Raw genomic sequence first — 25,638 nt, 5'->3', positions numbered from 1 at the left:
CTGAACACGGATCCGCGCACCACGTCGTCCGCTCGGCACGACCCGCATGCGGTCACTCTCGACCACGATCCATCACTCTCCACCACTATCCACCACCGTGCGCGCGCGGTGGTTTACGGTTTTCCGGATGGGAGTTGGGCCTACCTCGAACGACAACATCTTCGATCGCATCGCCGCTGAACTGGCCGATGCCGACCTCGGAGACGTCACCACCGAGCTCAGTCGCTCGGGGTCGAGCGACGACGCAGCGCCGGGCGGCATCCTGCTCGACGGCTCCGGGGCGTGGCCCGCGCCCGACATCTCGACGCAGATGGACCGTCCGATCCTCGCCGACCGACAGTGCTCGCGAACCGGGTGCTCCGACGCCGCGGCGGTCACGCTCAGCTACCACTACGGCCAGTCGCAGGTCTGGATCGACTATCTCTTCCCCGAGCGCGAGCCGCACATGTACGACATGTGTCTGCGCCACGCCGAGCGCCTGTCGGTGCCTCGCGGGTGGCATCTCGACGATCGGCGCGGCGTCCGCCACGGCGCGCTCATCGCCGTCTGACCTCGCTTCCGCTCGCCCCGGCACCGGCGAGGTGTCCAGATAGCGTCGCCCCCGCATGACGACCGCTCCGGAGCCTGCGTCCGACACGACGCCCGCCTCATCGATCACCTGGTGGGTCGGTACCTGGATCGTCGGCGTCGTCGCCGGGTCCATCGCGTTGGGGCTCTTCCACGCTCCGTCACGCCCCGACGACCCGGTGGGTGTCGGCGATGTGCTCCATGCGCCGATCGGTGTGCTCGGTCTGTCGCTGCTCGGGCTGTGGTCGGCGTACCTGACCGGTATGTGGCTCGCCTCGCAGCGCACCGGTACCGGTGACTTCGTCGCCGACTACGGCATCCGCGTCGCTCCGGTCGACCTGCTCGGGATTCCGATCGGTGTCGCCGCACAGCTGGGATTGGTCTGGTTGGTGTACGTGCCGCTGCAGGCCATCTGGCCCGACACGTTCGACACCGACCGTCTCGACGACACGGCTCGTGACCTCGTCGATCGGGCCGACGGCGGAACCCTCGTGCTGCTCGTCGCGCTCGTCGCCATCGGTGCGCCGATCGTGGAGGAACTGTTCTTCCGTGGCATGTTGCAGCGCTCGTTGCTCCGTTCGGCGCGAGCCGAACTGCACCGAGCGGTGGCGGTCGTCGGCGTCGCCGTGATCTTCGCGGCGATCCACTTCCGTCCGGTCGAGTTCCCCGGTCTGTTCGCCATCGGCCTCGTGCTCGGCGTGTGTGCCTGGCGGACCGGTCGGTTGGGGATGCCGATCCTCGCCCACATCGCCTTCAACGCCACCGGATTGCTGAGCGTGATGTGAGCCCGAACACGCCTCCAACCATGTCGCGAACGGTTCGCGGCCGTGTGACCCCGTCGTTCGCCCGGTCTTTGTCACAATGGGCGCCTGTGAATGGGCTGAACCGATGACCGACGACCCCCGCGACGGTGACGCTGTCGACGACGACTCCCTCGACTGGTTCGACCGCGAGTACGCCGACACCATCGCCGGACAGGGCGGTTCGGCCGGCTCCGAACACGACGGCGATGAAGCCGTCGAGGACGTGGATGTCGCCGACGCCGACGCCGACGGAGACGGCGCGACGACCGAGGATGCCGACCGGGTCGCGAGCGATGGCGCCGCGGAATCCGTCGAGGTCGTGGGCGCGCCGACGCGGAGCTGGGGCGACCGAGCGCTGACCCGACTGGTCCGTCGGCCCGTGGCCTGGTGGAACGCACCGTGGACCAACGAACGCGTGGCCAGAGTGGTGGTCACCTCGACGGCGCTGGTCGCCACGACGGTCATCATGATGATGGTCGTCCACTTCAATCCGCTGTCGCCGTCTCGCGACCTGATCTTCGACGACACCACTCCGACCGGTGGTGACATGGGCGCCCACGTCTGGGCGCCCGCCTTCCTCCGCGACCACCTGCTGCCCAACGGGCAGATCTCGGGGTGGACCATGGACTGGTACGGCGGGCTGCCGTTGTATCGCTTCTACATGGTGATCCCGGCGCTGCTGATCGTGGCGTTCGACGTGATCCTGCCGTACGGCGTGGCCTTCAAGCTCGTCGCCATGTCGGGGCTCGTGCTGTTCCCGCTGGCCTGCTGGTCGTTCGGACGCCTCGCCGCGTTCCGGCACCCGATCCCGGAGCTGTTCGCCTTCGGCGGCATGTGCTTCCTGCTCGACGAGAGCTTCGAGATCTACGGTGGCAACGTCAAGTCGACGATGGCGGGGGAGTACTCGTTCTCGATCGCACTGACGCTGGCGATGTTCGGGCTCGGGCTGCTCGCCAACGGCCTGCGCACCGGCAAGTACCGCGTGTGGGCCGCCGTCGTGCTGTCGCTGGCCGCCGTGTCGCACGGCATCGTGCTGATCTTCGTCGCCGTCGCTGCGCTGCTGATCTGTCTGGTCTGGATCGACCGCACACGCCTCGTGTACGCCGTCACCACCGGCCTCACGATGATCCTGCTCTCGGCGTGGTGGGTCGGTCCGTTCCTGCTCGGTCACGAGTTCATGACCGACATGAAGTACGGGTTCCGTCCCAACAGTGCGACCGACTCGTTCTGGGACATGTACTTTCCGCTCACGCCGGCCCTCGACATCCTGATCACGTCGCTCGCCGTGATCGGTTTCGGCGCGATGATCATGCGCCGCCAACTGACGGGCACCGCGCTCGGATTGATCTGCGTGGCCGCAGCCGTCGGCGTCTGGGTCGCTCGCGACAGTCTCCCTGTCATCGGACTGCTGTGGAACCCGCGTCTGCTGCCGTTCTTCTATCTCGCCCGCTACCTGCTCATGGTGATCGGGGCACTCGAGCTGGTCACCTGGGTGATCAACGCCGGTCGGGCACGTCTCGCCAACCGGTCGCTCGACGAGTACGAGAGCGTCGGCGCCTTCGCCGTGATCGGCCTCTCGATCCTCCTGGTGTTCGGCTGGATGTACGAAGTGCTGCCGTTCGACGGAACCCGCACCGAGACGAACTCGAGCGGGGAGGAGGTGAGCGTCTACGCATGGGGTCCGCTGCGCAAGACCCCGACGGCAGGCCGTGCGGTCGCCGACGGTTGGACTCGCTACAACTGGACCGGGTACGAAGGGCGACCGTCGTATGCCGCCTACAACGACGTCGTCACGACGATGGACGAGATCGGCGACGATCGTGGCTGTGGCCGAGCGCTGTGGGAGAACAACGGTTCCAACAGCGAGTACGGCACCACCATGGCGCTGATGCTGCTGCCGCACTGGACCGACGGCTGTATCGGATCGATGGAAGGCCTGTTCTTCGAAGCGACCGCCTCGACGAACTACCACTTCATCACCGCCGCGGCGGTCTCCGAGTCGTCGTCGAACCCGGTGCGCCAACTCCGCTACACCAACAACGACGCCGAGCTGGGCGTTCGCCACATGCGCGACCTCGGCGTGCGCTACCTCATGGTGCGCACCGATCCGGCCAAGGCCGAAGCAGCCCTCGCCGACGGGTTGGAGTTCGTCACCACGTCCGGCACGTGGGACATCTACGAAGTCCAGGACTCCAACATCGTCGAGCCCCTGGCGGTCGAGCCGGTCGTGGTCGACCACGCCGACGGCATCGAGCGCTTCAACCCGGGCGACGACCGCGAACGCAACCTCGAACTCGGCACCAGTTGGTTCCAGAACCGTGACGACTGGCCGGCCGTGCCGGTCGACGAGGGCCCCGACGACTGGCAGCGGGTGACCGCCGAGATCGTCGAGGCCGAGCGGGTCGAACCGTTCGACGACCAACGCCGCAAGGTCGACTACGTCGAGCCGACCGAGCCGATCGACCCGGCGATCCTGCCGACGATCACGGTGTCCGACGTCGTGATCGAGCAGCAGTCGCTGCACTTCACCGTCGACCAGATCGGTGTGCCGGTCATGGTCAAGGTCAGCTACTTCCCCAACTGGCAGGTCGAAGGTGCCGACGGGCCGTACCGCGCCGGTGCCAACCACATGGTCGTGGTGCCGACGAGCACCGAGGTCACGATGAGCTACGACTCGCGTGCCGCGCTCGACTGGTTCTTCTACCTGCTCACCGCCGTGGGTATCGGACTGTGTTTCCTGTGGCGGCGACGGGGTGACGTCGTCCATGCCGGACTCGTCCCGTCGGCTCGGGTCGCCGAGACCTCTGCGCCCGCCTCCGTCGACGGCGACGAGTTCGTGGTCGTCGGCGGCGCTCACGCCGAGGCCGAGGCCGATGCATCCGTCGGCGCCGAACCCGTTCACGAGACCGACCCTGGTGGTGTCGATGCCGCCGGCGATGACTCCGGCCATCACGATGTCGCCGCGATCACGACGATGGAACCGACCGGCGAGGTCGACCGCCCGCTCGACGCCGATCTCGACGCCGACTTCGACGCCGAACCCGACGGTGGGGAACCCGAGCGCTGAGGTTCGCTGGCTGCGGACGATGCAGCGCGTCTGTCACCGTTCCATCGCGAAACGCGCACGAGGCGTTCACAGCACGGCGATAGCGTGCCGTTGACATGTCAGTCTTGGACCAGATCGTTAAGGCGTACGACATCCGCGGAACCGTGCACGACCAGTTGAACGTCGACGTCGCGCATGCTCTCGGTGTCGGCTTCGCCACCTTCATCTCAGCGCAGGGTGTCACCCGCATCGTCATCGCTCGCGACATGCGACCGTCGGGACCCACCCTCGTCGACGGCTTCGCTCGCGGCGTGATGGAACACGGCATCGACGTCGTCGACATCGGGCTTGCGTCGACCGACCTGATGTACTTCGCCTCGGGCACGCTCGACGTGCCGGGCGCCATGTTCACGGCCTCGCACAACCCCGCCGGCTACAACGGGATCAAGCTGTGCCTGGCCGGAGCTCGTCCCGTCGGCGCCGACACCGGCCTCGACCAGGTCAAGGAGACGGCCCAGGCGGTGCTCGACGGCAACCCGCCTCCCGTCGCCGATCGGCCGGGGGAGCGCTCCGAGCAGTCGATGCTCGACGACTTCGTCGAGCACGTGCTCACGTTCGTCGACACCTCGGCGATCGCCCCGCTGAAGATCGTGGCCGACACGGCCAACGGCATGGGCGGCCTCGTCGTGCCGGCCGTGCTCGATCGACTCGACAACGTCGAGTACGAGATCATGTATCCCGAACTCGACGGCACGTTCCCCAACCACCCGGCCGACCCGTTGCAGCCCGCCAACCAGAAGGACCTCCGGGCCCGTGTGGTGAGCGGCGGGTTCGATCTCGGCCTCGCGTTCGACGGCGACGCCGACCGCGTGTTCGTGGTCGACGAACTCGGCGAGGGGCTCAGCGGCTCGACGACGACGGCGCTGCTCGCCGCCGCCACACTGCGCGACCAGCCCGAGGCCACGATCCTGCACAACCTCATCTGCTCCCGGTCGGTCCCCGAGGTCATCGACGAACACGGCGGCACGCCGATGCGAACCCGAGTCGGGCATTCGTACATCAAGCAGGTCATGGCCGAGACCGGTGCCGTGTTCGGCGGCGAGCACTCGGCGCACTACTACTTCGCGCGCAACTTCAACGCCGACAGCGGCCTCATCGCCTCGCTGCTCGTGATGGCCGAGGTCAGCCGATCCGGACAGCCGCTCTCGATCGTGCGCAAGCCGTTCGAGCGCTACGCCTCGAGCGGTGAGATCAACACCGAGGTCGACGACGCAGCAGCGGTGATCGCTTCGATCAGCGAGCACTACGCCGAGTTCGATCAAGACGACCTCGACGGACTGACCGTCGACTGCGGGTCGTGGTGGTTCAACCTGCGCCCGTCCAACACGGAGCCGCTGTTGCGTCTCAACCTCGAAGCACCCACTCGCGATGCGTGCGATGATCGGGTCGCCGAACTGCTCGCGCTCATCACCGCCTGAGCGCGATCCGCACCGTCATCCCCACCATCAGCCCCACCCGCACCGTCAGCCCACCGACGTACACCCGACTCATCCAACAAGGACCCGACGTGACACTCTCCGCAGACCTGCTCTCGATCCTCGCCTGCCCCGACGATCACGGACCGCTGTACTACATCGAGTCCGAATCGGTGCTGTACAACCCGCGCCTCACCCGCACCTACGCCGTGCGCGACGGCATCCCGGTCATGCTGATCGACGAGGCCACGACGGTCGACGCCGCCGAGCACGATCGCCTGATGCAGATCGTCGAGAGCGACGGCATCGCGCCGACGTTCGCCGACTGATCGGCCGAGCCGGGGCACGACCCGAATCGTCGCGACCGGGATCGGGGAATTTCGACTCAAGACGCTCATCGGACGTGCCGATGACGGAGGAACAGCAAATGTGCGTGCGGTCACCAGCGGTGGGTTCCACCACGGAATTCGACGCCTGACCGCGCGAGATGTGACGAACGGGTTACGATTGGTAGTGATGATCTCAAAACAGTGGACACGACGCACCACAGCGCTCCTAGTGGCGGCTGCATCGGTTGGCATCGTGCCGGCCGTGGGCTCTTCCGCTCCGACCGTGTCAGCGCAGGCTGACGACGTCGGCGCCGGTGGCGAATTCTTCCCCGTGACGCCGATGCGCATCCTCGACACTCGCGACGCCGACCTCGACGTGTCGCCCGCCGGCGCCAAGCCCGCCAACGCCACGTTCGACCTCGACGTCGTCGGTGTCGCCGGCGTTCCGGCCGACGACGTTCTGGCGGTCGCCGTCAACGTCACGGTCATCAACGCGCCGGGCAACGGCTACCTGTCGATGCGTCCGTCCGACTTCGAACCGGCAGCCACCGACGAACCGACCACGCTGCTCAACTTCAAGCAGGGTCAAGTGGTGCCGAACTTCGCCATCGTGGGCGTCGGCTCCGAAGGCAAGCTCACCATCGAACTCGTCGCCCCGGGCGGCGGCAACGCTCACGTCGCGGTCGACGTGTTCGGCTGGGTCGCCACCTCCAACTACGACGGCGACGGCGTCACCACGCCCGACGAGGCCGACGGCGCACGCGTCGTCACCCAGACGCCCGAACGTCTCCTCGACACCCGTGCCGGTCAGCCGCCCGCAGGCGACGCCACCGACTCGGCGCTCGGCGAGCAGGAATCGGTCGAGATCCAGGTCCGCGGCGAAGCCGGCGTTCCCGACACCGATGCCGTCACCGGCGTCATCCTCAACATGGCCGGCATCCGTCCGAGCGCTCGCACGTACCTCGCCGCCAGCCCCGACAAGGTCGCTGACGGCGCCGACGATGCCGACACGGCGAACGGCAACTTCGTCGCCGGTGACATCAAGTCGAACCACGTGATGGTGCCGCTCAACGACGACGGCAGCTTCTGGCTCTACAACCGCTTCGGCGAGATCGACGTCACGCTCGACGTGGTCGGCTACCTCGAGAAGAACGACGACGACACCACGCTCGAGGGTCGCATCGTCCCGCTCGAAGCGCCGTTCCGCTCGTTCGACACCCGTGCCGACGAGTTCAACAACCAGAAGCTCCCGTACTCGTCGTGGGAGGACTGGAGCTTCCAGGACTTCGCTGGTTCGGTCACGCTCGACGGCGCTCCCGTCGGTGCACAGTCGGGTCTGCTCGGCAACCTCGCGGCGTTCGCACTCGAGCGCAACTACCCGACGCAGCCGGTGCAGAGCTTCATGACGCTCAACCCGACCGACCCTCGTGACCGTGAGAACACTCCCGATCACGGGCAGGCCGGCGCACCGGGCAACGCCAACCTCAACGTCGGCGAGAACCAGGTCGTCACCAACATGTCGCTGGTCACCTACGGCAGCAACGGCGACGGCGACGACAACATGGTCTCGGCGTACAACTCCGACGGCAAGATCCACTACACGCTCGACGTGTACGCCGTGATTCTCGCCGACTGATCCCGTCGGGCGTCGGCCCACACGATTCGACTCGAACTCCCGTCGACCCCGGTCGGCGGGAGTTCGTCGTTTTCGACGTCGTCGGTGGGATCGCGAGCAGGCGAGCGACGCTGCCTGGCCATGCCCGAGGCTCACGGTGTGTGGTGTCGTGTGCCGCGGTGTGTGGCATGGTGTCGTGATGAGCGTCTCCGACACGATCGATCTCGCCGAGCGGCTGCTCGAGGCATCGCCCGACGGATTGCTGCTGGTCGACGACGCCGGGGTGATCCGTCTCGCCAACTCGTCGGCGTCCGAGCTCTTCGGACTCGGCGATCTCGTCGGCAACAACGTCGACCAGCTCGTTCCGGTCGAACAGCGCGCCGGCCACGCCGGACTCCGCAACGCCTACACGGCTCAGCCGACCAGCCGGCCGATGGGCACCGGGCTCCAACTCTTCGCGCAGCACGCCGACGGCACGGTGATCCCGGTCGAGATCTCGTTGAACTCCGTCGAGATCGACGGCGAGTCGTACACGATCGCCACCGTGCGCGACGTGACCGAGCGCCAGAACTCAGCAGAGCGGATCACGTTGCTCCGCGAGCGAGAACGCATCGCCCGCGACATCCACGACATGGTGATCCAACGGATCTTCGCCGCGGGCATGACCCTGCAGGCGCTCGACTCGATCATCGAGAACCGCACGGCCAAGGAGCGCATCGCCGGGGTGATCGACGACCTCGACGAGACGATCCGTCAGCTCCGACAGTCGATCTTCGAACTCGGCCAGACCGACGATGTACGGACCCTGTCCAGCCAGATCGCGGCGGTGATCGACCGGCGGGCCGTCCACCTCGGCTTCCGCCCGCACCTCACGGTGAACGGTTCGCTCACCGGCCTGCCCGACTTCCTCGCCGATCAGCTCGTGGCGACGCTCACCGAGAGCCTGTCGAACGTCGCCCGCCACGCTGGAGCGACCGAGGCATCGGTGGTGATCGAACGGCGAGCCGACGAGGTCTGCCTCACCGTGAGAGACAACGGGCGCGGCATCGTCGGGCAACCCAAGACCAACGGCGGGCTGTCGAACATGATGTGGCGCGCCGCCGAGCTCGGCGGCGAGTGTGCCATCGGGGCGGCACAGCCATCGGGGACTCTGCTGACCTGGAACGTCCCGATCATCGCCGGCTGACCGGCCACGGCTCGCTCAGACGTCGCGCAGGCGCTCGTCGAGCCGTGCCGACAACGCCGCCGCTTCGGTCCGGCGCGACATGCCGAGTTTGGCGAGCAGGTTCGAGACGTAGTTCTTGACGGTCTTCTCGGCGAGGTACATCTCGAGCGCGATCTGGCGATTGCTCAACCCGGCGCCGATCAGATCGAAGATCTTGCGTTCCTGCGGCGTGAGCTGATCGAGCTGTCCCTCTTCGCTCTCGCTCAGGCGTCGCTGAGCCATCCGCACCGCAGCGTCGTCGAGGAGCTGGCGACCATCGGCGACCTGGCGGATCGCATCGACCAGCTCGGTGCTGCGAATCTGCTTGAGGACGAAGCCGTTCGCGCCGGCCGCAGCGGCCTCGGAGATCGCCCGGTCGTTCTCGAACGACGTGAGGATCAACGTCTTGACGTCGGGAAGCTCGTCGGTGACGGCGCGACACACGTCGATGCCACTGACCTCCCCGAGTCGCACGTCGATGACCGCCACGTCGGGTGCACACTCGCGTATGGCCGCCAAGGCGGTTTCGCCGTCTCCCGATTCGCCGACCACGGTCATGTCCGATTCGAGGTCGAGGGCCGCTCGTACGCCGTGGCGCACGACCTCGTGATCATCGAGCAGGAAGATCCGGATCATGCGCCGACTGTGGCACTCCGAGCAACGGAATGCAACGTCAGCCGGGGGGATCGTCGGCCGGCACGACCACCATCGGACAGCTGAGATGGTGCAGCAACCACGTCGAGATCGAACCGAGCAGCGCGGCGCCGACGGCTCCGTGCCCGCGCGCTCCCATCACGAAGAGGTCGGCTCGCTCGGCGGCGATCTCGAGGTCGGTGCGCGGGTTGCCCCGGGTGAAGGTCGAACGGATGTCGACGCCGTCGCCGACGATCGCACGCAACTCGGCGACCTGCTGGCCGAACTGTTCTTCGGCCAGATCGATCGCCTCGGGGAAGAAGAACTGGTCGGCGCCGACCGCGATCGGTGCGACGTCCCAGACGTTGACCAACTCGACGACGGCATCGCGAGGAGCGAACTGCAACGCCCACGACGCGGCAGCGAGCGAGTTGTCCGATCCGTCGACCGCGACGACGATCCGACCGATCTCGCCGATCGTCGCGCTGCAGGGGATGACCGCGGTGGGCACGACGGCGTGCGTCGCACACTGCGTGCTGGTCGATCCGAGCAGCAGCCGCTTGAACCCGCCGTTGCCGCGGCTGCCGATGACGAGCAGTTCGGCGTCGTCCGCCTGGCTCGTCAGCACCGACGCTCCCTGGCCTTGCACGGCGGCCGACTCGATGCGCACATCGGTGCGCTGGCCGGCAGCGGTCGCCGAGGCGGCGGCCTGGTCGGTGGCGCTCTGGGCGAACGCATCGAGGTCCCAGTACTTCGCCATCGGCCCGATCGGCGGGAGGGCGGGAGCGTTCGGCACCGTCCACGCGGTGACGAACTTCAGCAGCTCGACTCGACCGGTCGCGTGCTGCGTCGCCCACTCGGCGGCGTGCTCGGCGCACTCCGAGCCGTCGACGCCGACGACCCAGAACGGCGTCGACGCGTCGGAGCCCTGAGCCTCGACGGTGGAGGTCTGCGATGATGTCATGCGCCCATCAAACACCATGCCGATGGGGTACTGCCAGGGAAGAAGGTCCCGGGCGGTGCCGTCGGCGGTCGAGGGAGCGCAGTCGTCGGGTGCACGACCCGCTCCGGGCCCGGCTGTGACCCTCCCTCGGTGCCGCTAGGATCGTCGCCACTGGGCTGTTGCTGACCCGGACCAGTTGGTCCCGGCCTGGTTCGCATTCCGTTTCCACGCGAACCATGGAGGTTCCACATGTCTGATTCCACATTCGCAGCGCGCAAGGACTGGCGCGTCGCCGATCTCTCGATGGCGCCGTTCGGTCGCAAGGAGATGCTGCTCGCCGAGCACGAGATGCCCGGCCTGATGGCACTGCGCGAGGAGTACGGCGACTCCAAGCCGCTCGCCGGCGCTCGCATCTCGGGTTCGCTCCACATGACGATCCAGACGGCGGTACTCATCGAGACCCTCACCGCGCTGGGCGCCGAGGTGCGCTGGGCCAGCTGCAACATCTTCTCGACGCAGGATCACGCGGCGGCCGCCGTCGTGGTGGGCCCCAACGGCACGGTCGACGAGCCGGCCGGTGTGCCGGTCTACGCCTGGAAGGGCGAGACGCTCGAGGAGTACTGGTGGTGCACCGACCAGATGATGACGTGGCCCGACGCTGCCGACGGCACCACGTACGACGGCCCCAACATGATCCTCGACGACGGCGGCGACGCCACGATGCTGCTGCACAAGGGTGTCGAGTTCGAGAAGGCGGGCGAAGTGCCCGACCCGACCGAAGCCTCGAGCGCCGAATTCGCCATCGTGCTCGGCCTGCTCCAGCGCACCCTCAAGTCCGACCCGGGCAAGTGGACGCGCATGGCGTCCCACATCAAGGGCGTCACCGAAGAGACGACCACCGGCGTGCACCGCCTCTACAAGATGATGGAAGAGGGTGAACTGATCTTCCCCGCCATCAACGTCAACGACTCGGTGACCAAGTCGAAGTTCGACAACCTCTACGGCTGCCGTCACTCGCTCGTCGACTCGATCTCGCGTGCCACCGACGTCATGATCGGCGGCAAGACCGCTCTCGTGCTCGGCTACGGCGACGTCGGCAAGGGCTGCGTCCAGTCGCTCCAGGGCCAGGGTGCCCGCGTCATCGTGACCGAGATCGACCCGATCAACGCGCTGCAGGCAGCGATGGAGGGCCTCCAGGTCCTGCCGCTCGAAGACTGCATCGACGAGGTCGACATCTTCGTCACCGCCACCGGCAACTTCAACCTCATCACGATCGATCACATGAAGCAGATGAAGCACAACGCCATCGTCTGCAACATCGGCCACTTCGACAACGAGATCGACATGGCCGGTCTCGCCCGCTCGGGCGCGACTCGTGACGAACTGAAGCCCGGCACCGACGTGTGGAAGTTCGACGACGGCAAGCAGATCATCGTGCTCGCCGAAGGCCGCCTCGTGAACCTCGGTTGCGCCACCGGCCACCCGAGCTTCGTCATGTCGTGCTCGTTCACCAACCAGGTGCTCGCGCAGATCGAGCTGTTCCAGAACACGGCGAGCTACCCGCTCGGTGTGTACGTGCTTCCGAAGCACCTCGACGAGAAGGTCGCCCGGCTCCACCTCGACTCGCTCGGCGTGAAGCTGACGCAGCTCACCGACGAGCAGGCCGCCTACCTCGACATCAACCCGTCGGGTCCGTTCAAGCCGGAGAACTACCGCTACTGATCGAGGCTCGCGGGTGGTCGCCACCCGCCTCGACACGACGATGCCGTCGCCACCCCGTTCTGCGGGGAGCGGCGGCATCGCCCGTTTTCCGCCCCTCCACCCTGAAGTGAGTTTCGCGACGATTTTTGGCCTGGGCAGTTATCACCCTCACGCGACGATGTTTGGCCTGGGCAGATATCGCCCTCACGCGACGATGTTTGGCCTGGGCAGATATCGCCCTCACGCGACGATGTTTGGCCTGGGCAGATATCACCCTCAGGCGACGATTTTTGGCCTGGCTCGATGTCGCCCGCTGGGGTCAGGGGAGGGTGCCGAGAACGATGGCGGCTTGCCCGAGGTGGTAGGTGACGTGGACCGCTGTCCGGTGATCGGCGTCGGGGTCGACGAAGCGGTCGTGGCCGAGAATCGAATCGGACGTGGCGAACGTGAGCGCCCCGGCGAACAGCAACCAGCGCCCGCTCGCCGCGGCGACGAGGACGACAGCGATGCTCACGGCGAAGTAGGCGGCGACCGGCACGAACATCGCCGTCGACGCGACCGCCCGCAGGATCGGCACACCCGCCGCGGCGACCATCGCAGCGAGTCCGACCAGGCCGGCAGCGATGAGCCAGCCCGGGTTCCAGTCGAGCGAGAACGCCACGACGTAGCAGAGGTGGCCGCACAGGAACGCGCCGAGTCCGAACAGGAATCGGTCGACCTCCGGCAGCAGCATGACGTCGCCGATCAACCCACCGACGAGCGCCGCGATGATCCACGGACGCAGCGCCGACGGCTCCATGTCGATCACGACGGCCGCCGCCACGAGCGCCACCATCACCGACGGCTTGGCGATCCGCTCGACGTGGAGTCGCCCCGACGAGACGGCCCACCAATCCGTCAGCATCGCGACCGCGGCGATGGCGAAGAACGTCAGACCCGCGGTGTTCACGCTGCGACGGTACCTGCTGGTCGCGCTCGGATCGAGCGAGCGGGACGAGCTCGACCTGCGCCGGGCCGCCCGGGCCGAATCACGCTTCGACGATGATCGTGAACTCGCCGGACGGATGCACCGAGCATTCTCCGTCGAACACGCCGGGTTCGGTGAAACGCTGACGCAACGTCTCACCCGCACCGACGAACCACGGTCCGAGCAGGTGCGCGCGATCGTCGTTGTTGACGATCTGGATGGTTTCGTTCAGTTGCGCGGTGATCTGGGCGGGGAGGATGTCGAGCGGTTCGCCGTTCTCGATGTCGACGCCGGCGCCGGCCGGGATCACGAACGAGAACGTCGGCTGCTCGGCTCCTCCGGTGTCGTCGCTGCCGCAGGCGCCGAGGAACAGGGTGAGCGATGCGATCGCAGCCATCAGGGCGGCGAGCCGGCGGACGGGTGAGCGGAGCGCACGATGGCTCGATGGCGACATCGGACGGGCGGGCAGCGAGAGGATCATGTCGGAGTCTCCGAGGGCGAGAAGGACGGCAGGGGAGGGGGGGAAGGCGGAAGGGCGAGCGGGTTGACGGGTCGGTCACCGCCGAAGCCGGGCTCGCCATCACGGCGAGCCCGGCGGGGAACGTGGTGCACCGAAGTGACCACGGCGTCGTCAGCGAGTGACCGGGGTGATCACTGTTTGGGGTTGACGATCATGGCGGTGACCATGCCGAACATGCCATCGGCTCGTTCGACGTGGGTGAGGATGTGGCAGTGGTAGACCCAGGTGCCGGCGGTGTCGGCATTGAACAGCACCGAGTACCGCTCGCCGGGGGCGACGTTGATCGTGTCGGCCCAGTACGGGTTGTCGAGCGGGATGCCGTCCTTGGCGAACACCAACTGCGGGAACTGGTGGAGGTGCATCGGGTGCGCCGTCAGCCCCTCGTTGTAGTAGTGGACGACGCCCCACTCGCCTTCGTCGATGACGATCGGCTCGGTCGCCGGGAAGCTCTTGCCGTTGAGCGAGAGGCCGATCGTGCCGGCGTCGTTCAGGACCATCGGCATCTCGAAGGCCGGCTCCAGGTCGTCGGGGATCGTGACCCCGGAGATCGTCTGTCCGTACGGGAGCGGCGTCGGGCCGATCTGGAAGGCGGCGAACATGCCGTTGATGACCGAGGTCTGGCTGTGCAGGTGAGCGTGATACATGCCGATCGCCGGGTCTTCGGCGAGGAACTCGTAGGTGAACGTCTCGCCGGAGGCGACCGGGTCCTGCGTGTACGGCGACACGCCGTCCTGGTCGTTGGGCGTGTGGACGCCGTGCCAGTGGATGTCGGAGCCCATCGGGGTCAGGTTGGTGAACTCGACCATGACGTTGTCGCCGACGTCGACCTTGATCTGCGGTCCGGGAACCTGGCCGTTGTACGCCCAGGCTTCGACGATCTCGCCGGGGGAGACCTCCCACGGGATCACTTCGGCGGTCAGGTAGAACTTCTTCGTGCCGTCGGGCAGGATCTCGGGCTCCAGGATCTGGTTGCCCTTGCCCTCGGTCTCGGCCGGGAAGGCGAGCATCGAGTCGACCATCAGTTGGTCCATCTCCTCGGCGGTGAGGCCGGCGTGTTCACCGCCGAGGTCGGCCGGTTCGAACGAGTCGGCGTCGGTGATGACCAGTTCGGCGGCCATGCCCGATGCCTCGTGTCCGGAGATCGAGCAGTAGAGCTCGTAGGTGCCGGGGGTGAGCTCACCGAGTGCGAGCGAGTCGACGCCTCGCGACATCATGTTGTTGCTCTGGATGCCGAGTTCGCGAACGGCGAGGTTGTGCTCGATGGCTCCGGCGTTGACCACGTTCAGGGTCACGTCACCGGCTGGCGCCGAGAGTTCGCCTTCGATGGCGAACTCGGTGAGGGAGATGTCGAGGTCGGACGAGATCGCCGCCTCGCCGCCCCCGCTGTTGTCTCGCAGCAACGCGACGAAGGCGAGCGCGATCAGCGCGGCGATCATCGCGAACACGCCGAGCACGCCCGCGCTGAAGATCATCGTGCCGAAGGTGTTGCTGCTCGACGACGTGTCGGCTCGCTGCGGCACCATCGGGGGCGGACCCGACGGGGCGTCGGGTGTGTCGATCACGGTCATGTTCATCTCCTGGTTCTCGAACTCGTGTTGGTTCGAGAGCCAGCCTGGGCGACCGGGGCCCGCGGAGGTAGGGGACAAAGTCCCGGAAGCCGGTGCTGACGTGGCGACAGGCGCCACACCGTCACGCCGTGCACGCGGCCACGCCGTGCGCGTCGGCGACCGAGGTCAGCGGCGCAGTGCGGGAGCGGCTCGTGTCGGGCTCGGAGGCGCCATCGTGAGCGGTGGGAGGAAGATCTGCACCAGCGGTCCGATCCCGAAGGTGAATGCAGCGGTGCCGATGCCGACGGCCCCGCCGAGGGCGATGCCGATGAGCAGCACCGAGATCTCGACAAACGTGCGGGCCGCTCCGATCGACACGCGTCGGGAGCCGAACGAACGCTTTGCGAGGCCGGTCATCAGACCGTCGCGCGGGCCTGGCCCCAAGCCTGCTCCGATGTAGAAGCCCGAACCGATCCCGATGAGCACGATGCCGGCGATCATCATGACGGAGCGGGCGACCAGGAGATCGGTGTCGGGGAGGAAGGGTGACGTCAGGTCGACGAACACGCCGATGAGCAGCGCGTTGAGGATGGTGCCGAGGCCGGGTTGCTCGCGCAGCGGAATCCAGAGCAGCAGCAGGGCGACGCCGGTGAGGACGATCACGTTGCCCACGCCGATCCCGGTGAGTTCGCTCACGCCGGTGTGGAACACGTCCCAGGGCGCGGCGCCCAACTCCGCATCGATCAGGAGCGCGATGCCGACACCGAACAGGAACAGGCCGAACACGCACCGGCTGATCCGTTCGACGGCCCGATCGGCGGGAATGAAGCGTTCGAGGGCGGGCACACCTGCACGGTAGAGCCCGGGCGGAACCGCCGTCGTACGAGTTCGTGCGTCGGGCTGGTGCTGTCGATGCCACGCTCGGGTCGGCGATCGGTCGCCACCAAGGCGAACCAGCACGCCGACACCCGAAGTCGGGGTGGCTGGCGAAGCCTTCGACGTCCGGCAACCACCGCACGCTGGGGTGATGCGGGGCGGACAACTCTGAGGTACCCCTTCGTCATCATGGAGGCATGTTCTTCGAAACCCGTTGCGCCGGTTGCGACAAGCCCGGCTCTGCCATCTGCACGACCTGCCGTTTCGCACTGCTCGGGCAAGCCCCGCACGACCACGGCGATGGCATCATCGCCGTCTTGCCGTTCACCGGGCGAGTCCGCTCGATCGTGCTCGGCCTGAAGTATCGCAACCGGCGAGCGGTCACTCGGCACCTCGCCGGACTCGTGGTCAATCGCCTGGTCGAGACTCGAGCGCACGAGGGCGTCGACGTCGTCACCTGGGCACCCACTTCGGCGCAGCGTCGGCGCGAGCGCGGCTTCGATCAGAGCGAACTGATCGCGCGCACCGTGGCTCGCCAACTCGGCGTGCCGTGTCGCCGGCTGCTCGATCGGAGCGAGACCGGGTCGCAGACCGGAAGAAGTCGAGCCGAACGACTGTCGGGCCCCGGATTCGCAGCTCGCCCCGGGCTCGCCGGTCGCAACGTGCTCGTCGTCGACGACGTGGTCACGACCGGAGCCACGCTGCGCTCGGCCCGCTCAGCGTTGGCCGAGCAAGGTGCCGAGGCAACGCTCGTCGCATTCGCCGCAACCCCCGAGCGTCGTCGCGCCGAACTGCGCCCAGTGCGCGAGGTGTCCCCGGTCGCCGCCTGATCGTGTGTGCCAGCGCCCGCTCGGTGCATGGCGTCAGGCCGACGGAAGCAAGAACCCACCGACGTCCATCACCACGTGTGCTCCGACGCTCGTCGAGATGCAGATCGAACCCGTTGGCGAGAGTTTGATGATCGCGTTGTTCGCTCGTGTGGCTCCGGTCGACACGTTGATGCTGCTCGACAACGGAGCGGTGCCACAGGCGAAGATGGTCGCGTAGCCGACGTGATCTGGGTTGATCATCGCCAGGTTCACGATTGCCGCCGTGGCGTCGGCGGGTACCTCGCCTCGTCCGGCGATCTGGAGTTCGATCGTGTCGCCGGCCGCCGCCCGTCCTTTGCCGGCTGCCTCGCCGTCGACCGTCGCTTCGCCTGCTCGGGTGTCGAGGAAGCGTGCCGGGGTGGTCGAGCGGAGCGTCGTCGTGCCGGCCGGCACATAGCCCGACACGTCGAGCGCGAGATGTGTGGTCGCGCTCGTGAACACGCAGATCGAGCCGGTCGCCGACAGCGAGACGACCGCACCGTTCGGCGTGTTCTCGCCGGCTCGGAAGTTGAGGCTGGCAGCGAGCGGCCGTTCCCCGCACGGATACAGGGTTGCGTAGCCGCTGCTGCTGGGAGTGACCACGGCGAGGTTGACGATCACGGCCGCAGCGTCGGTGGGAATCCCGGCGCGGCCGGCGATGGTGATCTCTGAGGCATCGCCAGCCTCGACCATGGTGCCGGGAGTGCCCGCGCCGTCGACGGTCGATTGGCCCGGGCGAGTCTCGTAGAACCGTGACGGAGTGATGCCGACCAGCGGCGAGTCGGCTGGGGCGTACGCCGAGACGTCGAGCGTGTAGTTCGCCGTGGCGCTCGAGTAGAGGCACACGTTGCCGTCGGTGTCGAGGGGGACCACGGTGTTGTTGCCGCTCGGCGCCCCCGGCGTGAACGTGAGGTTCGCCGCCAGCGGGCGGTCGCCGCACGGGTAGAGGGTCGCGTACCCGTTGGTCGGCGCACCGATGGCGGTCAGGTTCGCCACCACGGCGGTCGCCGACGACGGAACCTCCCCGCGGCCCGCGAGCGGAACGGTGATGAACGAGTCACCGGTGACCGGACCGCCTTCGGCGGCGATGCCGTCGATCGTCTCCGCACCCGCCCGGGTGTCGAGCAGGCGCGCCGGGTCGATCGGCACGATCGTGTCCGCAGCGTCGGTCGGATCGGTGGGGTCAGTGGGATCGGTCGGATCGGTGGGGTCAGTGGGATCGGTCGGATCGGTGGCGTCGGGTTCGTAGCGGCTGGTCTCGCCGAGGGTGAACAGCGTGTCGAGCAAGCGCGCTCCCGCCCGGTCGATCTGCGGCGGCAACCATCCGACGCCGAGTTGTCCCGAAGCAGCGCGGCCCCAGCACGATGCCGTTTCGTCGCTGAGCCGGGCACACGTCGAATCGAAACCGGCGGCCATCTGCGTCGGCGTCACCTCGTCGGCGAACGGTGCGGGCGAGATGCCCGTGCTCGAGTCGGTCGATTCTCCGGTCCCGAGTGCCCCGTAGAAGCCGTTGCCCCAACAGGTGACCCACGACGACGCGGACAGGCCGGCGCCGGCGAGTCCACACGCGTGGGAGGAGCCGGCCGCCAGCCCGTCGAGACGCACCAGGTTGCTGTTGACGTACTCCGAGGGATCGAGTTGGTCGTTGTCGAACACGTCGCCGGTGCCGAGGCGACCATCGGCCCCGTCGCCGAAGCAGCCGACTCGACCGTTGCTGAGCCGGGCACACGTGAACGAGGAGCCCGCGGCGAGTTCGGTGACCGTGAACGGGGGAATGGCCGGCGGAAGCACCATCTCGACCGGGTCATCGATGAACGTGGTCAACGGGAAGTTCGATCCGAGTTGCTGCTCGGCGTTGCCTCCCCAGCACTGGGCCGACCCGTCGTCGAGACGCATGCACGCGTGGTCGCGCCCCACCGCCACTTCCTCGACCGAGCGCGCGACCGGGCGAAGCACGGGAGCGAAGTCGCCTTGGGCACCGTTGCCCAGCGAGGCGTCGTCACCCCAGCATCGAGCGTCGCCGTCGTCGAGCACCGCGCAGGCGATGTCGCCGCCGATTTCGATCTGCGTCGCCGCGGCGGTGCCAGGGATCGGGACGAGGGTCGGCGTCGAGACGACGGAGGGTGCGCCCACGTCGACCTGGCCGGCGAGGCCGGACGAGTTGCTGCCCCAGCAGGCGACGTCACCGGTCGACAAGATCGCACACGCCGTTCCTTGCTGCAGTGCGACGGCGATCTCGACCGGCGCGGCACCGCCCGGCATCGCGAGCGGGGCTCCGTCGAGCACCGGCTGACCGACGGCGGTGAGGCCGAAGCAACGGGCCACGCCGTCGGCGATCGCGCACGTCAGCGAACCACCGGTCGCCACCGACGAGATCCCGGTGACCGGAGTGCCCACCGCCGACAGGGGTTCGGGGACGGCGACCGGCGTGTTGGAGGCATGGGTCGATTCGAAGCCGAGCTGTCGGGCGCTGTTGTCGCCCCAGCACAACATCGACCGATCGTCGAGCACGGCACACGTGTGCTCGGAGCCGGTGGCCACGGCAAGGGTCGGTTCGTCGACGACCGGTGCCGCTGCAGCAGCGGCGTTCGACGCGAGGTGGTGATCGCCCCAGCACCACACCGCTCGATTGGTGTCGGTCACACACATCGACGTGGTCGCTGCGTCGATGGGGGCGGTGAGCCGGACCGGTGTGACCCCGGCCGGCAGTTGGATGGGCTTGGGGGCGCTTCCGTCGCCCCAGCACGACACGGTGCTGTCGGCGAGTAGCGCGCATGCGGTCGAGGTGTTCGCGGCGAGTGACACGGTGACCTGCCCAGCGATCATCGTGGGGGTGTCGGGCTCCGGCACCGTCGTTCCCGCGCCGAGCGCCTGGCCGCTGCCGTTGGCGCCCCAGCACGACACGCGTCCGTCGTCGAGCAGCGCACACGCAAAGGAGTTCCCGGTCGCCACCGACACCGCACTCGTTCCCTCTGGCATCGAGATCGGTTCGGCCACCGTTGCCGCGCTCGGAGCTGGCACGACACCGAGTTGGCCGGACCCGCCGGCTCCCCAGCAGTCGACGCGGCCGTCGTCGAGCAGCGCACAGTTGAAGGTGCCACCGGCACTGATCTCGACGGCGCGCCGTCCGACCGGGAGCTCGACCGATGTCGGAGTGCCGACGCCGTTGCCGGCGCCGGGGTCGACCTGTCCGAAGCCGTTGTTGCCCCAGCACCGGATGTCGCCATCGGCGAGCAGGGCGCAGAAGTGGGCGGCGCCACCGACCACCTGCAGCGCCGCTGCGGGGAGCGTGAGCGACTGTGCGTCGGCGAACGCGACCGAACCGGGCGAGAGGCTGCCGCCGCCGAGTCGGCCGTACTCGTTGCTGCCCCAGCACCGGAGCGCTGCGTCGGCGTCGATCGCGCACGTCGTGTCGGCGGCGACGGCGACGCTCCTGGAGAGGTCGGGCAGCGGTAGCGGCTCGCCGATGAACGACGACTCGGCGTGCGACGCGCCCGGAGCAACGCCGAGGCCGGCAGACACGGCGAGGAGGCAGGTGGTGATGGTCGACAGTGCGCGTCGGAGGAGCATGACGTCCATCGTCGACGTGGCGCGCCGACGTCGACAGCCGGGTGCCGACACCTCGACACTCCGGACAGCCTTACCCTCGAAGTGCGGGTCGCCACGCTCCCGCGATTCGGCGCCTTGTGTAGCGTCGGCACGGTGAGCGAGATCCGGATCGTCGTGGCTGAGGACAACCTCCTGGTGCGCGAAGGGCTCATCGCCCTGCTCGACACGGTGCCAGATCTCACGGTGGTGGCGGCGTGCGGTTCGCTGCCCGAGTTGTTCGAATCGGTCGAGCGTCACGACCCCGACGTCGTGCTCACCGACATCCGCATGCCGCCCGAGCATCACGACGAAGGCATCCGGGCGGCCGCCGAACTTCGTCGCACCCGACCCGGGCTGGGTGTCGTGGTGCTGTCACAGTTCGTCGACCCGGCCTATGCCCTGGCTCTGCTCGATGCCGGGACCGGTCGACGGGGCTACGTGTTGAAGGATCGGATCGACGAGATCGATCGCCTGGCCGATGCCGTCCGTTCGGTGCACAGCGGTGGATCGTTCGTCGACGACGCCGTGGTCGATGCGCTCGTTCGCAGCCGCACCCGGATGGTCGATTCGCCGCTCGATCTGTTGTCGGAGCGTGAACGTGATGTGCTGGCCGAGATGGCGACGGGTGCCACCAATGCGATCATCGCCGATCGGCTGCACGTGAGCCAGCACGCCGTCGAGAAACACTCGAACTCGATCTTCTCCAAGCTCGGGCTCGCCGAGGATCGCGAGGTCAATCGGAGAGTGAAGGCGGTGTTGCTCTTCCTCGCCGGTGATGCCGCCGAGGTGCCGGGAGTTCGGTCGAGTCGGTGACCGACGTCAGCGCCGGCCGGCTGCGATGGATCCTCGTCGCCGACGGTCTCCTCGCGATCGTGGCCGGGGCCTTCACGGTGGCGATGTCGCTCACGGTCGCCCGTATCGGGTGGCTGTTTGCCGTCGGGTGTTTCGTCGCTGCGATCGGCGGCGTGATCCTCTGCGGTCTGATCCCGCTGCGTCGCGGTCGGGTCGAGCGAGCGCTCTGGGTGCTGTCGGGTGCGAACTGGACGGTGTCGGTGGCCGCCGCCGCGATCGCCACATTCGCCTGGCCGCTGCTGATGGTGAGTGCCCTGTTCCCGAGCGTCGTGGCGGCGTCGTTCGCTCCCGTCGGGCGGCTGTGGCGATTCGTCGTGCCGTCGTTCGTCGTCGCCGTCACCGTCACCGCCGTCGGCACCCTGCAAGACGTCACCGGCCTCAGCGACGACGTCCCCGAATGGCTGCTCACGGCGATCCTCATCTGCACCGCACCGGGCTTCGGAGGCGTACTGGTGACGGTGGCGTTGCAACATCACAAGAACCTCACGCGAGCGTTGGAGGAAGAACGCCAGATGCGTCGAGCGCTCGACGTGCAGGCCGAGCAGTTGCGCGAGTCGAGGCAGCGTGTGGTGGCCGCGACCGACCGTGCTCGTCGTCGGATCGAACAGGACCTGCACGATGGAGCGCAGTCGCGGCTGGTCGGCATCAACCTGCAGTTGGCTGCGGCGAAGTCGAAGCTGGTCGACGCCCCCGACGACGTGCGCTCGGCACTCGACGACATCAGCCGCGAGGTTCGTCACGCACACACCGAGCTCCGTGACCTGGCGCACGGGCTGTATCCGACCGTGCTCACCCAGCACGGTCTCGTCGCCGCGGTCGAAGCCGCCGCCGACCGAGTCGACGCTCCGGTCAAGCTCGACCTGCACCGAGTCGGCAGAGTCGCTCCCGACGTCGAAGCAGCGGTCTACTTCTGCATTCTCGAAGCGCTGCAGAACGCGTCGCGCCACGCGTCGGCGAGTCGTGTCGACGTGCGCCTCGAACGTGATCACCGTTCGATCACGTTCACGGTGGTCGACGACGGACTCGGCTTCGATCCGTCGGTGGCGGGCGGCCACGGGCTGACCAACCTGCGCGACCGTCTCGGAGCGATGGGCGGCACGGTCGAGATCGAGTCGACGAAGCGGGTCGGCACACGAATCGTGGGCACGATCCCGGCTGCTGCCAGCCACGACGTGCCCTGAGTTGCTCCGCACCCCCCGGTAGCATGTGAAGTCGCATGGGAATTCTGGACCGCATCCTCCGAGCTGGTGAAGGCAAGAAACTCAAGGCGTTGCAGGGCATCGTTCCCGAAGTCAACGCTCTCGAGGCCGACATGAAAGCCTTGTCCGACGTCGAGCTGCAGGGCAAGACGGCCGAGTTCCGCCAACGCCTCGCCAACGGTGCCGACCTCGACGACCTGCTGGTCGAGTCGTTCGCCGTCACTCGTGAGGCCGCCGTGCGCGTCCTCGGGCAGCGTCACTTCGACGTCCAGCTCATGGGTGGCGCCGCGCTCCACTTCGGTTGGGTCGCCGAGATGAAGACGGGTGAGGGCAAGACCCTCACCTCGACCGCCCCCGTGTATCTCAACGCGCTCGCCGAGAAGGGCGTGCACCTGGTCACGGTCAACGACTACCTGGCCCGCTATCAGTCCGAGCTCATGGGTCGCATCTACCGCTTCATGGGGATGGACGTCGGCCTGATCATCGCCGGGCACAAGAGCCGCCCCGACGAGAAGCGCAAGAGCTACATGGCCGACGTCACGTACGGCACCAACAACGAGCTCGGCTTCGACTACCTGCGCGACAACATGGCGCCGTCAAAAGACGCCAAGGTCCAGCAGCGCGGTCAGAACTTCTGCATCGTCGACGAAGTCGACTCGATCCTCATCGACGAAGCGCGTACCCCGCTCATCATCTCTGGTCGTGTGGCCGACGCCGCGAAGCTCTACTACCGCTTCGCCTCGATCGTGCGCAGCCTCAAGCGCGACGTCGACTACGAGTTCGAAGAAGACAAGCGCGTCGTCGTGCCGACCGAAGAGGGCATCGAGAAGGTCGAAGCCGCGCTCGGCGTCGACAACCTCTACGACAACGTGCAGGCCAACCTCGTGCACCAGTTCACCGTGGCGCTCAAGGCCAAGGAGCTCTACAAGCGCGACAAGGACTACATCGTCCAGGGCGGCGAAGTGAAGATCGTCGACGAGTTCACCGGCCGTGTGCTCGAAGGCCGCCGGTGGTCCGAAGGCATCCACCAGGCGGTCGAAGCCAAGGAAGGCGTGAAGATCAAAGAGGAGAACCAGACCCTCGCCACGATCACGCTGCAGAACTACTACCGCCTCTACGACAAGCTCGCCGGCATGACCGGTACGGCTGCCACCGAGGCTGCCGAGCTCATGAGCACCTACGAGCTCGGTGTGGTGCCGATCCCCACCAACAAGCCGGTCATCCGCGTCGACGAACCCGACCTGATCTACAAGACCGAAGAAGCGAAGTTCAACTCGATCATCGACGACATCGAAGAGCGCCACGAGCGTGGCCAGCCGGTGCTCGTCGGTACCGCCAGCGTCGGACGCTCCGAGCTGCTCGGACGACTCCTCGAACAGCGGGGCATCCCGCGCGAGGTGCTCAACGCCAAGCAGCACACCCGTGAAGCCGAGATCGTGTCGCAGGCAGGTCGCCTCGGCGCCATCACCGTGGCCACCAACATGGCGGGTCGTGGTGTCGACATCCTCCTCGGCGGCAACCCCGAAGGGCTCGCCCGCCGTGACGTGCTGAAGGAAGGCTTCGACGAGGGGCTGCTCGTCGACGAGTTCGAGTTGCCGGTGCCGATCGAGCAGATGCCCGAGGAGTTCCAGGAAGACCGCAAGAAGGCCCTCGCTCGCTACAACGAACTGCTCGCCGAACACTCCGAGACCTGCAAGGCCGACGGCGAGAAGGTGCGCGAGCTCGGGGGCCTGTACGTCGTCGGTTCCGAGCGTCACGACAGCCGCCGTATCGACAACCAGCTGCGTGGTCGCGCCGGTCGTCAGGGCGACCCGGGCGAGTCGCGTTTCTTCCTGAGCCTCGAAGACGACCTGATGCGACTGTTCGCCACGGGTGCCCTCAACTACGTCATGGGTCGGGCACTGCCTGACGACGAAGCGATCGAAGCGAAGATGGTCACCAAGGCCATCGAGCGGGCGCAGACCACCGTCGAGACCAAGAACGCCGAGATCCGCAAGAACGTCCTCAAGTACGACGAGGTGATGAACGAGCAGCGCAAGGTCATCTACAAGCGCCGCGATCAGATCCTCGACGGCGAAGACCTTCGTTCGGCCGGCATGGAGTACCTCGCCGACGCGGTCGACGCGTTGATCTCCACGCACTGTGCGTCGGTCGCCGACGACGAATGGGACCTCGACGGGTTGGTCAAGGAGCTGCGTCTCTACTGGCCGAACTCCATCACCGAGGAGCAGCTGCGCGACACCGCCGACACCGACGAGATCTACGACATCGTCATGGCCGACGCCGTTCGTCACTACGAAGCGCGTGAAGCCGAGCTCGGCGAAGACGTGCTGCGCCAGGTCGAGCGCCAGGTGATGCTGCGCATCATCGATCAGCGCTGGCGCGAGCATCTCGAAGAGATGGACTACCTGCAGAGCGGTATCAACCTGCGGGCCATGGGTCAGAAGGATCCGCTCGTCGAGTGGCAGCGCGAGGGCTTCGAGATGTTCGGCGGCATGATGACCGGCATCGCGCAGGACTTCGTGAAGTACGTGATGCACGTGCAGGTGGTCCAGAACGCGGCCGGCCAGCCCACGTCGTCCGACGGGCAGAAGGCCGTCATCGACGATCCGGCCGACACCAACAAAGACGGTGTGATCGACGCGGCCGACGGTCCGGTCGTGTCGAACCTGCAGACCAGCAGCTCCGACGACGTCGAGCGCAACGGGTTCGCGTCGGCGGCCAGCGCATCGGTGGCGAGCGGCGAACTCCCGCCCGAGGCGGCACCGCCGGCGCAGTCGACGAAGCAGGAGACGGTCGTCAAAGACGCCTTCGACAAGACCCCGCGCAACGCGCCGTGCCCGTGTGGCAGCGGCAAGAAGTTCAAGAACTGCCACGGCGAATCCTGACCCACCCTGTTTTGCCCCGCAGATCCGTCATCGGTGA

Annotated in this window: 19 protein-coding genes; 12 read left to right on the top strand and 7 right to left on the bottom strand. The window is 67.4% G+C overall.

What is annotated here, in order from left to right; all coding sequences use genetic code 11:
• Nucleotides 1-127 precede the first annotated feature (127 nt).
• From YM304_RS24055 to YM304_RS22680, 7 genes are all read left to right on the top strand, one after another.
• On the top strand, nucleotides 128-550 hold the full coding sequence (locus YM304_RS24055) for a DUF3499 family protein (RefSeq protein ID WP_015442413.1): 423 nt from the start codon (nucleotides 128-130) through the stop codon (nucleotides 548-550).
• 55 nt (nucleotides 551-605) lie between these two features.
• Nucleotides 606-1,352 carry a CPBP family intramembrane glutamic endopeptidase gene (locus YM304_RS22685; RefSeq protein ID WP_015442412.1) on the top strand — a complete coding sequence of 249 codons (747 nt, stop codon included), beginning with the start codon at nucleotides 606-608 and terminating at the stop codon, nucleotides 1,350-1,352.
• A gap of 103 nt (nucleotides 1,353-1,455) precedes the next feature.
• Nucleotides 1,456-4,437, top strand: a complete 2,982-nt coding sequence (locus tag YM304_RS14300) for a hypothetical protein (RefSeq protein ID WP_154723466.1) — start codon at nucleotides 1,456-1,458, stop codon at nucleotides 4,435-4,437.
• Nucleotides 4,438-4,532: 95 nt separating this feature from the next.
• Nucleotides 4,533-5,894 carry a phosphohexomutase domain-containing protein gene (gene manB, locus YM304_RS14295; protein WP_015442410.1) on the top strand — a complete coding sequence of 454 codons (1,362 nt, stop codon included), beginning with the start codon at nucleotides 4,533-4,535 and terminating at the stop codon, nucleotides 5,892-5,894.
• An 89-nt stretch (nucleotides 5,895-5,983) separates the two neighbouring features.
• Nucleotides 5,984-6,220 carry a Trm112 family protein gene (locus YM304_RS14290; protein WP_015442409.1) on the top strand — a complete coding sequence of 79 codons (237 nt, stop codon included), beginning with the start codon at nucleotides 5,984-5,986 and terminating at the stop codon, nucleotides 6,218-6,220.
• 283 nt (nucleotides 6,221-6,503) lie between these two features.
• Complete coding sequence (locus tag YM304_RS14285) at nucleotides 6,504-7,856, top strand: hypothetical protein (protein ID WP_154723465.1); 1,353 nt, start codon at nucleotides 6,504-6,506, stop codon at nucleotides 7,854-7,856.
• A 178-nt stretch (nucleotides 7,857-8,034) separates the two neighbouring features.
• On the top strand, nucleotides 8,035-9,021 hold the full coding sequence (locus tag YM304_RS22680) for a PAS domain-containing sensor histidine kinase (RefSeq protein WP_051071440.1): 987 nt from the start codon (nucleotides 8,035-8,037) through the stop codon (nucleotides 9,019-9,021).
• Nucleotides 9,022-9,036: 15 nt separating this feature from the next.
• Here the strand turns inward: YM304_RS22680 and YM304_RS14275 are convergent, their stop codons facing one another.
• Both YM304_RS14275 and YM304_RS14270 read right to left on the bottom strand, forming a co-directional pair.
• Nucleotides 9,037-9,675, bottom strand: a complete 639-nt coding sequence (locus tag YM304_RS14275; RefSeq protein ID WP_015442406.1) for a response regulator — start codon at nucleotides 9,673-9,675, stop codon at nucleotides 9,037-9,039.
• A 37-nt stretch (nucleotides 9,676-9,712) separates the two neighbouring features.
• A complete protein-coding gene (locus YM304_RS14270) occupies nucleotides 9,713-10,636 on the bottom strand; it encodes a universal stress protein (protein WP_015442405.1) in 924 nt (307 codons plus the stop codon).
• A gap of 228 nt (nucleotides 10,637-10,864) precedes the next feature.
• On the opposite strand from YM304_RS14270, the gene ahcY reads away from it, so the two are divergent.
• Nucleotides 10,865-12,337 carry an adenosylhomocysteinase gene (gene ahcY, locus YM304_RS14265; protein ID WP_015442404.1) on the top strand — a complete coding sequence of 491 codons (1,473 nt, stop codon included), beginning with the start codon at nucleotides 10,865-10,867 and terminating at the stop codon, nucleotides 12,335-12,337.
• 298 nt (nucleotides 12,338-12,635) lie between these two features.
• Here the strand turns inward: ahcY and YM304_RS14260 are convergent, their stop codons facing one another.
• From YM304_RS14260 to yczE, 4 genes are all read right to left on the bottom strand, one after another.
• Complete coding sequence (locus YM304_RS14260; RefSeq protein ID WP_015442403.1) at nucleotides 12,636-13,265, bottom strand: lysoplasmalogenase; 630 nt, start codon at nucleotides 13,263-13,265, stop codon at nucleotides 12,636-12,638.
• 79 nt (nucleotides 13,266-13,344) lie between these two features.
• Nucleotides 13,345-13,764: a cupredoxin domain-containing protein gene (locus YM304_RS14255; RefSeq protein WP_041298322.1), complete on the bottom strand. Its 420-nt coding sequence runs from the start codon at nucleotides 13,762-13,764 to the stop codon at nucleotides 13,345-13,347.
• Between the two features lie 170 nt (nucleotides 13,765-13,934).
• Nucleotides 13,935-15,371, bottom strand: a complete 1,437-nt coding sequence (locus YM304_RS22675) for a multicopper oxidase domain-containing protein (RefSeq protein WP_162142075.1) — start codon at nucleotides 15,369-15,371, stop codon at nucleotides 13,935-13,937.
• Nucleotides 15,372-15,536: 165 nt separating this feature from the next.
• On the bottom strand, nucleotides 15,537-16,196 hold the full coding sequence (gene yczE / locus YM304_RS14245) for a membrane protein YczE (RefSeq protein ID WP_015442400.1): 660 nt from the start codon (nucleotides 16,194-16,196) through the stop codon (nucleotides 15,537-15,539).
• A gap of 227 nt (nucleotides 16,197-16,423) precedes the next feature.
• On the opposite strand from yczE, the gene YM304_RS14240 reads away from it, so the two are divergent.
• On the top strand, nucleotides 16,424-17,056 hold the full coding sequence (locus YM304_RS14240) for a ComF family protein (protein WP_015442399.1): 633 nt from the start codon (nucleotides 16,424-16,426) through the stop codon (nucleotides 17,054-17,056).
• Nucleotides 17,057-17,089: 33 nt separating this feature from the next.
• Here YM304_RS14240 and YM304_RS14235 read toward each other — a convergent pair whose 3' ends face one another.
• Nucleotides 17,090-20,644: an RCC1 domain-containing protein gene (locus tag YM304_RS14235; protein WP_162142074.1), complete on the bottom strand. Its 3,555-nt coding sequence runs from the start codon at nucleotides 20,642-20,644 to the stop codon at nucleotides 17,090-17,092.
• A gap of 132 nt (nucleotides 20,645-20,776) precedes the next feature.
• Here YM304_RS14235 and YM304_RS14230 point away from each other — a divergent pair, with 132 nt between their 5' ends.
• The 3 genes from YM304_RS14230 to secA are packed head-to-tail and all read left to right on the top strand — an operon-like array spanning nucleotide 20,777 to nucleotide 25,601.
• Nucleotides 20,777-21,475 (top strand): response regulator transcription factor, encoded by a 699-nt coding sequence (locus YM304_RS14230; protein WP_015442397.1) that lies wholly within the window; start codon nucleotides 20,777-20,779, stop codon nucleotides 21,473-21,475.
• Entirely contained in the window at nucleotides 21,472-22,695 is a 1,224-nt protein-coding gene (locus tag YM304_RS22670; protein WP_015442396.1) for a sensor histidine kinase, read from the top strand. The genes YM304_RS14230 and YM304_RS22670 overlap by 4 nt, the downstream gene beginning before the upstream one ends.
• A gap of 35 nt (nucleotides 22,696-22,730) precedes the next feature.
• Complete coding sequence (secA, locus tag YM304_RS14220) at nucleotides 22,731-25,601, top strand: preprotein translocase subunit SecA (protein WP_015442395.1); 2,871 nt, start codon at nucleotides 22,731-22,733, stop codon at nucleotides 25,599-25,601.
• Nucleotides 25,602-25,638: the final 37 nt, after the last annotated feature.

Origin of the sequence: Ilumatobacter coccineus YM16-304, assembly GCF_000348785.1 — a bacterium.
Classification (GTDB): Bacteria; Actinomycetota; Acidimicrobiia; order Acidimicrobiales; family Ilumatobacteraceae; genus Ilumatobacter_A; species Ilumatobacter_A coccineus.
The sequence above is the reverse complement of the archived record's forward strand: the minus strand, read 5'-3'. Positions and strand labels throughout refer to the sequence as shown.